The following is a 13,526-nucleotide window of genomic DNA, read 5'->3' on the forward strand; positions in this document are numbered from 1 at the left end:
GGACGCCTCAAGGACTGGCGGCGCATCCACACCCGATACGACCGATGCGCACACACCTTCATGTCCGCCATCGCTCTCGCTGCCACCGTCATCTTCTGGCTATGATCAATGAGTCCTGAGCCTAGCTGATCTCGCGCCGTCCGGTGAGCCGTGATAACCGTGCGCCATGATCCCGAACCATGGACCTAATCTCGAATTCAACCTCGGCGAAGCCGCCGATGCGATCCGGGAAACAACCGCGCGCTTTGCGGCAGATTGCATTGCGCCGCGCGCTGCCCGGATCGACGCCGACAATGAGTTCCCGCGCGATCTCTGGCCGCAGATGGGCGAACTGGGCCTGCATGGCATCACTGTGGAAGAGGAGTTCGGCGGGCTGGGCCTGGGCTATCTTGAGCACGTCGTGGCCATGGAGGAGGTGTCCCGCGCCTCGGCTTCTGTAGGGCTGAGCTATGGGGCGCATTCCAACCTGTGCGTAAACCAGCTTCGTCGCTGGGGCAGCCCGGATCAGAAGCAGCGCTATCTCGGCAAGCTGATCAGCGGCAAGCATGTCGGCGCCCTTGCGATGAGCGAGGCGGGCTCCGGATCGGACGTTGTCTCCATGAGACTCAAGGCCGAGAAACACGGCGACCGCTACGTGCTAAACGGGACCAAATTCTGGATCACCAACGCGCCCCACGCGGACACCCTGATTGTCTATGCCAAGACCGCGCCGGAGGCCTCGTCCAAGGGGATTACCGCCTTCATCATCGAGAAGGGCTTCAAGGGTTTCCACGTCTCGCAGAAGCTCGACAAGATGGGCATGCGCGGCTCCGACACCGGTGAACTGGTGTTCGAGGATTGCGAAGTGCCCGAAGAGAACATCATGGGCCCGGAGAATGGCGGTGTCGGCGTCCTGATGAGTGGGCTCGACTACGAGCGCGCCGTGCTGGCAGCGGGCCCATTGGGGATCATGCAGGCCTGCCTGGATGTGACGCTGCCTTATGTGCGTGAGCGCAGGCAGTTCGGCCAGGCCATCGGCTCGTTCCAGCTGATGCAGGGCAAGATCGCCGACATGTACGTGGCCCTGAATTCCGCCCGGGCCTACGTCTATGCCGTGGCCAGGGCCTGCGACGCGGGCATGACCACCCGGTTCGATGCGGCGGGGGCGATCCTGATGGCCAGCGAGAACGCCGTGAAGGTGTCGCTGGAGGCGATCCAGGCGCTGGGCGGGGCCGGCTACACCAAGGACTATCCGGTGGAGCGCCTGCTGCGCGACGCCAAGCTGTATGACATCGGCGCGGGCACCAACGAGATCCGCCGTTTCCTGATCGGGCGGGAATTGATCGGCGGGTAGCCGTCAGCGCGGCTCGATGACAAGGCTTTGGGTGGCGGTTCCGAAATAGCCGTCACAATCGGCCAGCCTGGCCATGGCCACGCCCGCGCCGTCCGCCGAGATCCAGCTTTCCGCCTTGTTGAGGATCCATTCGCCACGCGGTGCGCGGGCGAAGTTCACCGTCAGGTCAGCGTTCAGGAACGTCCACCTATCGAAGGGCAGGGCTGAACCGACCCCGTTGACGAAGTCCGCCGCCGAGGCCGCCAGCATCGCGGGGCTGGAGGTCGCGCCGGCGATCATGGCTCGCTTCTGATGGAACCACCACGCGCCCGGGCCGATTTCGCCAAAGCCGCCATAGGCCCGGCGCATTTCGTAGCCGGCGCCGAAGTTGTTGGTGGAATTCTCGCGCGTGGCTGATGGTTCGCAGGCGTCGGGTAGAGGGACGTCCAATGGAACCAGTCGTTCGGCGTCTGCAAGGTCGGCCTCGCGGATACGCAGCACCTGCCCCTGACAGACGACCGCGCCGGCCGCCTTCAGGCGCACCAGGCAAAGCTGGATCTTGCGGCCCTGGCGCAGGATCTCGGTCTCGATCGTCAGATCGACCAGCGGGGCCGGCCGCATCATTTCAAGGGTGAGGCGGGCCACCCGCATCGGCGCCGGGCTGGGCTCACGCTCGGCCGCCCAGACGACCAGCCCGGCCGGTGCGCCGCCATGCATCATTTCCTGGCTCCACGGCCCGGCGGCCCAGGCGGTGGGGATCGCGCGATCACCGTCGATGGCGAAGATGTGGTCGGTCATAGGGCGGTCCGGGATGGATTTGGGTATGAAGCGCCTCTGCCTAGCCGCCTTTACCCGGCGGAGCGGAAGCCGGATTGGAACCTGTTGTCGGCCTCGTGGCGTCACGACGTCAACTTGCGCACGTGAGGATTGCTCCGGAGCGGGAGACGCTGCAAGGTAGAGTTCCAACAATTGTGGGGATCGTCGGGTGAAACGCCAGGTCTTGGTCGCCATGACCATAGCAACAGCCCTTTGTGTACCTGCCCACAGTCGCGCTGCGGATAGGTCCGACCCCTTCACCGAGAATTGGGCGAAGATGCCCTCGCAAGCGGACAGGGCCGAGACGCTTGCGCGCTTTCGGATCGGGCCTCTGGTCACGGGGAGGGCAGCGGTTCGATGCGCCGTCGAAGACAGTGGCGTCCTGTCTCAGTGCCGGATTGCTTTTGAGTCGCCAGTCGGCGGCGCCTTTGGGGCCGCTGCGTTGTCGCTTGTACCGAGATACCAGCGTAAGCCACCGGGAAAAGATGACCTGCGCATGGTCAATATCCTCTTTGACCAGTATCCTATCGACAAGGGTCCGGACTGGGCGCGCAAGCCCAGAGCAGAAGACATCCTTGCGGTTTGGCCCAGCGCCGCCATGAAACGCGGGATCAGCGGTGCCGCCTTGATCAGTTGCATTGTGACTGTTCAGGGCGCCCTTACAGAATGCATCACTATTGAAGAAACGCCCGCCGGAGAGGGCTTTGGCGGCGCGGCGATCGCACTGACACCCCAATTCACGATGCGCCCGGCGTCTCTCAATGGAGCCCCGGCGCCGATCGTTATAAGGGTCCCGATACGGTTTCAGACCAATGGTCGGGTTGCCGACGTGACGGCCGCCAAGAAGGTGGCGCCCGCCAACCTGGCGTGGGCCGAGGCTCCGAGCTACGCTGAAGTTGTCTCTGCCTATCCCAGAAAGGCGGCGGCGGAGCGGATCGGCGGTCGGGCTACAATCGGATGTGAGATGACACGGGAGGGTCGTCTGGCCTTCTGCTCGACGATCAGGTCAGAGCCGATTGGCTATGGCTTTGACACCGCGGCCAAGGCTCTGGCTCGCCAGTTCCGCCTGCAGCTCGAGACCCCGGAGGACATCAAGGCTGCGCGATCCGTAGTCGTCCACCTGCCTTTCACCTTCGATCAATCCATGCTGAGCCAGGCACCGCCTGTAGTGGGTAAACCGTCGTGGTCTCGTATTCCACAACTTGCAGACATGCAGGCCGAGTTCGAGAAGCTCAAGGTTCCCGGCACAATTCGGGTCATGTTGGAATGCACTGTTCAGCCTGGCGGCGGACTCGGCGGCTGCAAGGTGGATAGTGAATCCCCTGCGGGATCAGGTGTCGGCGCCGCGGGCCTAGCCCTTGCTCCGCGCTTCAAGGTGTCGACCTGGACCGCAGAAGGATTGCCCACGGTGGGCGCGACAATCCGGGTTCCCCTGCGCTACGAAACCGCGCAGTCCACACCGGCTACGCCCTCGTCACCCCAATAGCAAAGGGCCGCCCCGTTGCCGGGGCGGCCCTTCCATAGTCTGACCGCATAGCGGCTCGCGACCACGCCCGACCTTGGGCTAGGCGCAGACCCCCCAAGCGGAGGTCCAGGTCACGTTCGCGGCTTTGCAGCCTTTGCTATGAGACACTGACTCACCTCCTTTCAATGGTTGAACACGCACGGAGTATGGAACCCGTTCGGCGCGATTGAAAAGGCCTCATTCAACGGTGGTTCTCGTGGAGGCCATGAAGGGCGTCATGACGGCGCCAGCCGCCTCCTGCTCGTGCAGACTCTGGCGGCGGCGCAATTGCGGGATGGGACGGCTCACCTTGTCAAGGGCCGCCAGCGTGGCGACGTAACCCGCCTCAACGCCGGGGTCGTAGGCGGCCCAATCGCGGATTTCGATGCGGGACACATCTGGCTGGATCAGCACGTCGGTGGCCTCACGCGCCGCAGCCAGATCGCGGCCGGTCGATACCGTGGCAGCCCGCATCAACAGCGACACGATCGGCGGGCCCAGACGCCACTGACCGGACCAGATCCAACGCCACACGGATGCCGGTCGCGCCACGTCGTCCGCCGTGATGCTGCGTGCGGTGGTCACGTCGACGCCGACGATGGGGCCAGCCTGGGCGGCGCGCATGATGTCGGCAGGGAAATTCTTCATGACCGCGCCATCCACCAGCACGTTCTGACCGTCGGTAGCCGGGGGCATCACGCCGGGCAGGGCAATGGTGGCGCGCAGCGCATGGCGTAACGAGCCTCGCCGGTGGAGTTGATAGGCGCCGGTGGTCAGGTTGGATGACAGGCAGAAGAACGGGAGCCAGAGATCTGCGATCTGCGTCTCGCCAAAGTGGGTGCGCAGGCGGTCGCCCACCTTGATCCCATGGGTCATCGCCAGCAGGGGCAGGGCGATATCATCGAGCGGGCTGGTTTCGACAAAGGCCTTGCGCAGGCGGCGATCCATCTCGACCTGATCCCAACCCATGGCAAGACCTGCGCCAACGATACCGCCCATTGAGGATCCGCCCACGAAATCTATGGGCACGCCTCGCTCCCTGAGCGCCTTGATCGCGCCCACATGGGCATAGGCTCGCGCGCCGCCGCCGGAGAGCACCAGACCCACCGACTGGCCAGTGAGCACCCGGGCGATCCGCTCGAAGTCCAGCGAATGACCACGCCTCAGGTGGAAGACCCGGGCCGCGCCGGTGGCGTCCAGCCAGGCATCCGAGCCGGAAGGACGCTCGAGCTCGGGTGGCTGAATCAGCAGCAGGTCAACCAGACCCTGCTCGCGCAAGGTCGTTGCCATCGGCAGACTACCCTCAACCTGCGGCGGGCGATCGCCTCGGGCCACCTGAAACAGTCGATCCACCAGTCGGGGCACGAAGGGCGCCCAGGTGGTCTCATCCCGTTCGGCTACATAAAGGACATAGTCGTGGACTCGCTCGACCTCCGAGAACCACTCTGTAGGGGCAGTGACGGCCTCGACGCCCACAGTCGTCACCTTGTAGCCCAGGGCTGCGATTTCCCGCTCCAGCCGCTCGACAAGCGGGCGGATCGGGCCCGGTCGGCCAACCGCCACGAAGCCGAAGACAGAAGGGTCGCCCACCGGGCCGCGCCGGGCGGTCTGGCGGCTGCGAAGAATCATCAGGCGCGCCAGCTCGGTCATCACTGCCGCGTCGGCGTCGCAGGCCTCGAAAAACACTGCCTTCGGCACTGCGAAGACTTCCGAATCACGCAGGGCATAGACGTCTGCGGAATGTGGAATCCCGGCGATCAACGCCATCTCACCAGCGGGTTCGCCCGGCCGGATAATGCCCAGAAAGCTTGGTTCCTGCCCATCTTCCCGACGGAACGCTCCCAGTCGACCAGTGCGCACGATAAACAGTTCATCAGAAGCGTCGCCGTGGCTGAACAGCTTCTGGCCGCCCGGCACGGAGAACCAGATGGTCTCGGCCTGAATTCGTGGGTGCTTGAACAGTCGCGCCAGCACCGAATCAGGTGGAATGTCAGGGAGCTTGGGCACGGCGAAGAGCCTAGTCCCGACTGGTGCGACGCTCAATGTAGCCTTTCCAAGCCCAGTGCGTGGCCGTAAGCGAAGGCCATGGCGCTTCACATGATCAAACTGGCCGTCGGGGCCGCCGCCGTCGAGGACATGCTGGCCTGGCACGCCACTCATCGCGGTGTCGGCCAACCCTGGTTGATGTCCACCCGGATGACGCCCAAGAGAGCCGGAGAGCTTTTGGACGGCGGTTCGCTCTACCGGGTGTTCAAGGGTGTGATCCTTTGTCGACAGGCCATCCTGGCGGTGAACACAGTGGGAGAGGGTGTCACTGCACGCTGCGAAGTGACGCTCAGTGATCAGGTCGTGCGCGTTGCTCCAACACCGCGTCGGGCCTTTCAGGGATGGCGTTATCTCAAGGCCAAGGATGCGCCGCCTGATCTGGATACCGAGGCGTTCGGTGATGTGCCGGCAGACCTGGCGCGGCAGCTGAGAGAGGCCGGCGCCTGGTGAGGTAAGACCCGCTGTCCCGACCGCCCTCGGAGGCGTGCTACCTCAGTCGCCCATGTTGTCGATCAGCCGTGTTTTGCCGAGGCGCGCGGCGGCGAGCAATCGGACAGGACCTTCGGCCTGACCGGGCCCCAGCCGAGCAAGCGTCTCTGGCGTGCGCGCCTCCACATAGTCCACAGAATGGAAGCCGGCCGAGAGAAGCGCCTCGATCGCCCAATCTTCGACTGATTTGACCGGCGCGCGCGCCCGCAGGCGTTGGAGGCTCTCTGTCAGCACGCGATTGAGGCTCCCCGCAACAGGACGTTCGCTAGCGGTCAGGTAGGCGTTGCGCGATGACAGAGCGAGACCATCCCCGGCTCGGACTATGGGACCGCCCACGATCCCCACAGGGATATCGAGGTCCCGAACCAGCCTCCGGATCACCTGCAACTGCTGGAAATCCTTCTCGCCGAAGACGGCCAGATCGGGCGTGCACTGGTTCAGGAGTTTGGTGACGACCGTAGCGACCCCTGCGAAGTGACCAGGCCGCGCCAGTCCGTCCAGAGGCTCCGACACCCCCGTGACGGTTACGGTTGTCGCAGCGCCTTCTGGATACATTTCGGCTACGCCTGGCGCGTAGAGCAGATCACAGCCTGCCCGCGCCAGCATGGCCGCGTCCGCGGGCTCGTCTCGTGGATAGGTGGTGAAGTCCTCGCCCGGTCCGAACTGGGTCGGATTGACGAAAATGCTGGCAACTACCCGGTCAGCCCGTGCGCCCGCCAATCTGACCAGGGACAGATGGCCCTCGTGCAATGCGCCCATGGTTGGCACAAATCCCACGCGCAAGCCGGCGCGGCGCCAGGCGGCGACCTGCGCGCGCAGTTCGGCCACGGTACGGACAATCGGGAGTGTTTCGGACATGTCGCGGCATATGGCGATGCCGCGACGCCAAGTCCATCCACAGGGTGTGCGATCAACGCGTTGACGGGCCCCCATCCGGCGCTGTCATTTAGCGGCCAAGCGAGTCGGTCAGAATGCCGACTTCAGAGGAGCGGACAACCATGGGCCAGGCCAGCGTCATTGTGGTCGGCAACGAGAAGGGTGGGGCGGGGAAGTCCACACTCGCGATACACATCGTGACGGCCCTGCTGCACGGCGGAGCACAGGTGGCGGTGCTGGATCTCGACCTGCGCCAACAGACCATGGGCCACTTCTTCGCAAATCGAGCCGCCTGGCTCGCGGCGAATGGCGCGGTGGCGCCCATGCCCATCGAGCACCCTATCAGCAGTGCCGGCGACGCCCTGGCCAAGGCGCCGGATGCCGAGCAACTCGCCCGCTTCGCGGCTGCCTTCAAGGAGGTGGTGGGTGAGGCCGATTTTGTCCTGATCGATACCCCAGGCGCCGACACCGCGATCATGCGCGCCGCGCACGTGCGGGCTGACCTGATCGTCACCCCGATGAACGATAGCTTCGTCGACTTCGACATGTTGGGCGTGGTGGATCCGGGCACCCTGGATCTCAAACGGCACAGCCTCTACGCAGAGACCGTCTGGGCCAGCCGGAAGCAGCGCGCGACCACTGAACGCAAGCAGATCGACTGGGTGGTCTTGCGCAATCGACTGGCCCCCACGGAGGCGCGCAATCGCAAGCGCCTGAATGAGCGGGTCCAGGCTCTGTCGCGCAAGGTGGGGTTCAGGGTGGGGCCGGGCCTGCGTGACCGGGTGATCTATCGTGAATTGTTCCCGTTTGGCCTGACCGTAGCCGACCTGTCGCCGACCATTCGCCCGGTGGCTATGAGTCTGCAGCATGTAGCCGCGCGGCAGGAACTTCGCGCGCTGATGATCGCGCTGGGGTTTAACGGACTGGACGAGAGCGAGCGGATCGCGGCGGAATAGCCGCATGCTGTATCTCCTCCTGGGCGGAGCGGCCCTGGTGCTCTATCTCTGGGCGAGCAAGCGCAGGGTACCCATCATAAAGCGTCGGGAATGGCGGGTGCTTACGGCTGCGCTGGCGGTGGCGTGCTTTACCGCCGCCGTGTTTGTGAGTGTTCGCGGCGGCTGGGGCGCGGGGATTGTGTTGGCCGTGGCGGGGTTGGGTCTGGCCTCTTCAGCCCGGAAAACGGCGATGCCGGGCGCCGCGCCGCCTACCGAGGCCATGAGTCTTGACGAGGCCCGCCGGATCCTCGGGGTGGAGGCTGCGGCCAGCCGAAAGGATGTCCAGGAGGCCTACACCCGCCTGATGCGCGCGGTACACCCGGACAAGGGTGGGACAGCCGGGCTGGCGGCGCAGCTCAACGCCGCACGGGATCGACTGTTGAAACGGTAGTACGGCACGACGCCCCGTATACGTCAGCCGCGGCTGGGAGCCATCACGAGGCAGGGTTGTTTCCTGGCCTTAAGGGCCTTGCAAGCGTCCTTGGCATCTGCCTCGCTCATGCCCGCGAAACGTGCGCGGAACTTGCCATCGTCCTTCTCGGCCAGGGCGCGCGCATCATCAAAGTGCTTGCCGTACTTTTTCTCGACGATGGCCAGTTGCTCGCGGGCATCCGAGCGGTTGCTGAATGTACCGACCTGAACCGTCCAGCGACCACCGGCCTGCGCCTTTTCCTTGCCGTTCAGCTTCGGAACCGTCTTGGGCTCGACGATCTGGATCTTGGATGTTCGCGTCGGCGGCGTGCTCGAGGCCATCACAATCCGCATCCCTGCGTCTCTGTCGCCCTGGGTCATGGATGGGGTCGGAGCGGCGACCAGGGGCGGCGGTTCAAAGAAATTCTGGGCGACGGTGATCTGTTCGCCTTGAGCGCGGCGGGTCATCACATCAAATCCCGTGAGCAGGAGCCCTTCGGCGATCTTGTCCCGGGTGGCGGTTGTGGGCCCGCCCATGACAACGGCGATGAGGCGACGGTTATCCCGCACCGCCGAGACGGCGAGGTTGAAACCCGACGCGTTGGTGAAACCGGTCTTCAGGCCGTCCACGCCATCCATCCGGTAGAGCAGACCATTGTGATTGCGAATGCTCTGGCCGCGGAACTGAAAGTCCTTGGTCGAGAAGAGCCGGTAATACTGCGGATAGTCACGCATCACCGCCCGCGAAAGGATGGCGATATCGCGCGCCGTGGTGATCTGACGGCTGTCAGGCAGGCCCGAAGCGTTTGCGAAATGGCTGCTGACCATGCCCAGCTCCTGCGCCCGCAGGGTCATGAGTGTGGCGAAGCGCTGTTCGGTGCCGCCCAGTTTCTCCGCGAGCGCCACGGCCGCGTCATTAGCTGATCGCGTGACCATGCCCTGCATGGCCTCTGAAACGGTGATCGAGTCCCCGGCGCGGATGCCAAGCTTGGTGGGAGACTGGGCTGCGGCGCGCGGCGAGAACAGCACCGGGTCATCCAGCTGGATCTTGCCCGAGGCCAGGGCTTCGAACGCCAGGTAGAGCGTCATCACCTTGGTGATCGAGGCGGGGTAGCGGGGGCTGTCGGCGCGCGACGCATAGAGCACCTCGCCGGTTTTCGCGTCCACCACGATCGAGGCGTATTTTGAGGAGTTCTGCGGGACGAGTTGGAAGTAGGGCGCCTGGGCCGAAGCGGAGGGTGCAGCCGCCCCGAGGGCCATGGCCGAGGCCATACCGAGGGAAAGCAACAGGCGGCGAGCGTGCTGGATCATGCTTCGTCCGTCGAATCAAAACGTTGAGGCGGCGAATTTACCACCCGGAAGGCTTCTAGCATGACAGCCGTACCCTTGCAGGAGGGTAAACAAGGTTTGAACGTGGGGATTTGTCGCGGCGCCTGCAAAATAAGCTGACATAGAAATGTTGCACTGCACAAAACCGATTGACTGTTGCAGTGCAGCATGAAATACGAGGTGACGTGATCCGGGGCTTGACGCCCCGCAGTTCGTCCCCCCGTTCTCATTCAGGAGCCCGCCCGATGGCCGCCGCCGATATTGCGAAGAAGACTGTCGACCAGTTCACCGCCGCCTCCAGCGTCGCTTTCAAGGATGGCGTGGAAAAGAGCCTCGCCGCGATGAACGACATGAACGCCCAGTCCAAGAAGAACCTGGAAGCCATCGTGGCTTCGGCGACGGCTTCGGCCAAGGGCGCCGAAGCGATGGGCGCCCAGGCGATGGCCTTCTCCAAGACCATGTTCGACGCCCAGGTGTCCGCTGCCAAGTCGCTCTCGGGGGCGAAGAGCCTTCAGGAAGTGGTCGAGCTGCAGAACGCCTTCGCCAAGTCGACCCTCGAAACCTACATGTCCGAGTTCGGCAAGATGTCGGAGACCTTCTCGGCGTCGATGAAGGAATCCATGAAGCCGATCCACGAGCGCGTCACGGCCACGGTCGAGAAGTTCCAGGCCGTCCGCTAGACCTTTCCGGGTAACGGAAAGGCCGGTGTCGGCGCGGTGAGCGCCACAGACGTCGGTCAGTAAGCGTATCGAGTACAGATAAGGGGCCGATCCGCGAGGGTCGGCCCTTTTTTCTTGAGGCCGCGCCGGGTAGAGCTGTGGCCATGTCAAACGCAGAAGCCCGCCTCATCGAACTCGGGATCGAGCTCCCGAAACCCAACGCCCCCGTGGCTAACTATGTGCCTTTCGTCAGGGTGGGCGAGCTGCTGCACATCTCCGGGCAGGTGTCGCTGGATGCGGCCGGCGGCATTCGCGGAGTGGTGGGCGAGGATGTAGATCTGGAGACGGCCGTCCGCGCCGCCCGGCTCTGCGGCCTCAGCCTGCTCGCCCAGATGCGCGCGGCCTGCGACGGAGACCTGAGCCGGGTGGCCCGCGTCGTGAAGCTAGGTGGCTTCGTCCAGGCGGGGCCGGACTTCTTCGAGATTCCCAAGGTGGTGAATGGTTGCTCCGATTTGATGGTGGACGTGTTCGGCGATGCCGGGCGCCATGCCCGCTCGGCGGTGGGGGTCTACCGGCTGCCCATGAACTTCGCCGTCGAGGTTGATGCGGTGGTGGCGCTATCGTGAGGGACCGCTTCGGCGACGCCTGGGACCTGCTGTTTCACCCGCCGGTGGCGCACCGCGGGCTCTGGAGTCCGGACGGACCGCCGGAGAATTCCCTGGGGGCGTTCCATGCCGCCTGCGCCGCAGGCTATGGCATCGAGCTGGACGTCCACCTGTCGTCCGACGGCGAGGCGGTGGTCTTCCATGACGACACGCTGAAGCGGATGACCGGCCTGGAGGGCCGTATCCGGGACCGCACGGTCGCCGAGCTGGCGGAGATCCGGCTGGCGGGCTCCGACGAGAAGATCCCGACGCTGCTCGAAACCCTGGCGCTGATCGGCCGCCGGGCCATGGTGCATGTGGAGTTGAAGACGGCCTTTGGCGAGGTCGGGCCGCTGGAGACGCGGGTCCACGAGATCATCGCCGACCACGCAGGGCCGCTGTGCGTCATCGGGTTCAATCCCTATTCCCACGCCTGGTACGCCGACCATTATCCGGGCGTGCTGCGCGGGCTGGACAGCTGGTCGTGGGAGCGGCCGGCGAGCATGGCCGAGAGCCAGCGCAAGGCCTATGCGCAGCTGGAGCAGGTTGAGCTGGCCCGGCCGCACTTCCTGGCGCTCGGCCTCGATGTCCTGCCGCACCCGCGGGCGCAGGAACTCCGGGCGCAGGGGATGCCGGTGGTGGCCTGGACCGTGCGAAAGCCCGAGCAGTGGGACGCGGTGAAGGATCACTGTGACAACCTGATCTTCGAAGGCTTCGCCGCGTGAGCCTGAAGCCGGCGGTCAAGGTATCCCGCCGCATCGCCGAGATCGGGCGGGAGGCCTGGGACGCCTGCGCGGGCAACCCCGACTATGCCGCCAACCCCTTCATCCGCTTTGATTTCCTGAATGCCCTGGAGGAGGCCAACTGCGCGGTCGAGCGCACCGGCTGGGGGCCGCAGCACATCAGCGTCGAGGACGATGCGGGCCGGGTCGCCGCCGTCATGCCGCTGTACCTCAAGTCCCACAGCCAGGGGGAGTACATCTTCGACCACGCCTGGGCCGACGCCTATGAGCGGGCGGGCGGGCGCTATTATCCCAAGCTGCTGTCGGCGGCGCCGTTTGTGCCGGCCACGGGCGCGCGGCTGCTGGTGCGGCCTGATGTGGATGCGGGCGAGGCGAGGGCGCTGCTGCTGGGCGGGGCGCTGACGCTGTGCGAGCGCTATGGCGCCTCTGGCCTCAACATCAACTTCCTGACCGAGGCCGAGTGGCGGTGGGCCGGCGTCCACGGCATGGGCCTGCGGGAGGGGCAGCAGTATCACTGGGAGAACCGGGGCTACGCCGACTTCGAGGGCTTCCTGGGCGCCCTGTCGTCCGGCCGCCGCAAGACCATCCGCCGCGAGCGCCGCGAGGCGCAAGGCCAGGCCGAGGTCGTCTGCCTGACCGGCGCCGACATCACCGAGGAACACTGGGACGCCTTCTTCGGCTTCTACATGGACACCGGCGCGCGCAAGTGGGGGCGGCCCTATCTCACGCGGGCCTTCTTCTCGATGCTGGGCGAGCGCATGGCCGATCAGGTGCTGCTGGTCCTGGCCCGCCGTGAGGGACGCTGGATCGCCGGCGCGCTGAACCTGATCGGCGGCGACTGTCTCTATGGTCGCCACTGGGGCTGCGTGGAGGAGGTGCCGTTCCTGCACTTCGAGCTCTGCTACTACCAGGCCATCGAATGGGCGATCGATCACGGCCTGCCGCGGGTCGAGGCGGGCGCGCAGGGCCAGCACAAGATCGCCCGCGGCTATCTGCCCCGGCCCGTCTATTCCGCCCACTATATCGCCGACCCGATGCTGCGGGGCCCCGTGGAACGGTTCCTGGAGCAGGAACGCGTCGGGGTGGAGCAGGAGATGGAGTGGCTGGAGGAAGAGTATTCGCCGTTCAAGGCGGACCCGGCGACAACTTCAGGGAGCGCACCATGAGCCTGGACGGCAGCTACGACGCGGGCAACATCTTCGCGAAGATCCTGCGGGGCGAGATGCCCGCCGTGAAGGTCTATGAGGACGAGCACGTCCTGGCCTTCATGGATGTGTTCCCGCAGGCTAAGGGCCACACCCTGGTGATCCCGAAACAGTCGAGCGCGCGCAATTTCCTGGAGGAGGCGCCGGACGTGATCGGCCCGCTGATGCTGGGCGTGCAGCGGGTGGCGCGGGCGGTGCGCGCGGCGCTCAACCCCGACGGCCTGGTGATCACCCAGTTCAACGGCGCCCCGGCGGGCCAAACGGTGTTTCACCTGCATTTCCATATCATTCCCCGATGGGAGGGCGTGCCGCTGGGCCGCCATGCGCAGGGGATGGCGGATATGGACGAGCTGAAGGTGCTGGCGGCAGAGATCTCGGCGAAGGTCGGCTAGAGCGGTTTCCCTACGCTGTGAATCGGGAGGGATTCCCAAATCAGTGATGGAGTGATTCAAGCTGCATGCTGGTGAAGGAGGCCGGCATGCATGGGTCATCCTCTG

Annotated in this window: 14 protein-coding genes and 1 pseudogene; 11 read left to right on the forward strand and 4 right to left on the reverse strand. The window is 65.2% G+C overall.

The annotated features are described in order from the left end of the window. Together ACIQ3B_RS16155 and ACIQ3B_RS16160 are read left to right on the forward strand one after the other, a co-directional pair. A pseudogene (locus ACIQ3B_RS16155) lies at positions 1 to 105 on the forward strand (IS5/IS1182 family transposase); the annotation flags it as partial. 61 nt (positions 106 to 166) lie between these two features. Next, a complete protein-coding gene (locus tag ACIQ3B_RS16160) occupies positions 167 to 1,333 on the forward strand; it encodes an isovaleryl-CoA dehydrogenase (protein WP_397404372.1) in 1,167 nt (388 codons plus the stop codon). A gap of 3 nt (positions 1,334 to 1,336) precedes the next feature. Here the strand turns inward: ACIQ3B_RS16160 and ACIQ3B_RS16165 are convergent, their stop codons facing one another. Next, complete coding sequence (locus ACIQ3B_RS16165) at positions 1,337 to 2,110, reverse strand: thioesterase family protein (protein WP_397404374.1); 774 nt, start codon at positions 2,108 to 2,110, stop codon at positions 1,337 to 1,339. Positions 2,111 to 2,624: 514 nt separating this feature from the next. Here ACIQ3B_RS16165 and ACIQ3B_RS16170 point away from each other — a divergent pair. After that, positions 2,625 to 3,614 carry a TonB family protein gene (locus ACIQ3B_RS16170; protein WP_397404376.1) on the forward strand — a complete coding sequence of 330 codons (990 nt, stop codon included), beginning with the start codon at positions 2,625 to 2,627 and terminating at the stop codon, positions 3,612 to 3,614. Positions 3,615 to 3,830: 216 nt separating this feature from the next. Here ACIQ3B_RS16170 and ACIQ3B_RS16175 read toward each other — a convergent pair whose 3' ends face one another. Next, positions 3,831 to 5,639 carry a patatin-like phospholipase family protein gene (locus ACIQ3B_RS16175; protein WP_397404377.1) on the reverse strand — a complete coding sequence of 603 codons (1,809 nt, stop codon included), beginning with the start codon at positions 5,637 to 5,639 and terminating at the stop codon, positions 3,831 to 3,833. Between the two features lie 78 nt (positions 5,640 to 5,717). Here ACIQ3B_RS16175 and ACIQ3B_RS16180 point away from each other — a divergent pair, with 78 nt between their 5' ends. After that, entirely contained in the window at positions 5,718 to 6,128 is a 411-nt protein-coding gene (locus tag ACIQ3B_RS16180; protein WP_397404379.1) for a DUF1489 family protein, read from the forward strand. A gap of 42 nt (positions 6,129 to 6,170) precedes the next feature. Here ACIQ3B_RS16180 and panC read toward each other — a convergent pair whose 3' ends face one another. Further along, on the reverse strand, positions 6,171 to 7,025 hold the full coding sequence (panC, locus tag ACIQ3B_RS16185) for a pantoate--beta-alanine ligase (protein ID WP_397404381.1): 855 nt from the start codon (positions 7,023 to 7,025) through the stop codon (positions 6,171 to 6,173). Between the two features lie 140 nt (positions 7,026 to 7,165). Here panC and ACIQ3B_RS16190 point away from each other — a divergent pair, with 140 nt between their 5' ends. Further along, positions 7,166 to 7,999 (forward strand): division plane positioning ATPase MipZ, encoded by an 834-nt coding sequence (locus ACIQ3B_RS16190; RefSeq protein WP_397404383.1) that lies wholly within the window; start codon positions 7,166 to 7,168, stop codon positions 7,997 to 7,999. Between the two features lie 4 nt (positions 8,000 to 8,003). Continuing rightward, positions 8,004 to 8,429 carry a molecular chaperone DnaJ gene (locus tag ACIQ3B_RS16195; RefSeq protein ID WP_397404385.1) on the forward strand — a complete coding sequence of 142 codons (426 nt, stop codon included), beginning with the start codon at positions 8,004 to 8,006 and terminating at the stop codon, positions 8,427 to 8,429. A 23-nt stretch (positions 8,430 to 8,452) separates the two neighbouring features. Here ACIQ3B_RS16195 and ACIQ3B_RS16200 read toward each other — a convergent pair whose 3' ends face one another. Then, positions 8,453 to 9,760, reverse strand: a complete 1,308-nt coding sequence (locus ACIQ3B_RS16200) for a D-alanyl-D-alanine carboxypeptidase (RefSeq protein WP_397404387.1) — start codon at positions 9,758 to 9,760, stop codon at positions 8,453 to 8,455. A gap of 263 nt (positions 9,761 to 10,023) precedes the next feature. On the opposite strand from ACIQ3B_RS16200, the gene ACIQ3B_RS16205 reads away from it, so the two are divergent. From ACIQ3B_RS16205 to ACIQ3B_RS16225, 5 genes are all read left to right on the forward strand, one after another. Further along, positions 10,024 to 10,458, forward strand: coding sequence for a phasin family protein (locus ACIQ3B_RS16205; protein ID WP_397404389.1), 435 nt, complete (start codon positions 10,024 to 10,026; stop codon positions 10,456 to 10,458). Positions 10,459 to 10,601: 143 nt separating this feature from the next. After that, positions 10,602 to 11,063, forward strand: coding sequence for a RidA family protein (locus ACIQ3B_RS16210; protein ID WP_397404391.1), 462 nt, complete (start codon positions 10,602 to 10,604; stop codon positions 11,061 to 11,063). Next, positions 11,060 to 11,806, forward strand: coding sequence for a glycerophosphodiester phosphodiesterase family protein (locus tag ACIQ3B_RS16215; protein ID WP_397404393.1), 747 nt, complete (start codon positions 11,060 to 11,062; stop codon positions 11,804 to 11,806). Before ACIQ3B_RS16210 ends, ACIQ3B_RS16215 begins: the two co-directional genes overlap by 4 nt. Then, positions 11,803 to 12,990: a GNAT family N-acetyltransferase gene (locus ACIQ3B_RS16220; RefSeq protein WP_397404395.1), complete on the forward strand. Its 1,188-nt coding sequence runs from the start codon at positions 11,803 to 11,805 to the stop codon at positions 12,988 to 12,990. Before ACIQ3B_RS16215 ends, ACIQ3B_RS16220 begins: the two co-directional genes overlap by 4 nt. Continuing rightward, positions 12,987 to 13,421, forward strand: a complete 435-nt coding sequence (locus ACIQ3B_RS16225; RefSeq protein ID WP_397404397.1) for an HIT family protein — start codon at positions 12,987 to 12,989, stop codon at positions 13,419 to 13,421. Before ACIQ3B_RS16220 ends, ACIQ3B_RS16225 begins: the two co-directional genes overlap by 4 nt. Positions 13,422 to 13,526 lie beyond the last annotated feature (105 nt).

This window comes from Phenylobacterium sp., from assembly GCF_044358365.1.
Taxonomy (GTDB): Bacteria; Pseudomonadota; Alphaproteobacteria; order Caulobacterales; family Caulobacteraceae; genus Phenylobacterium.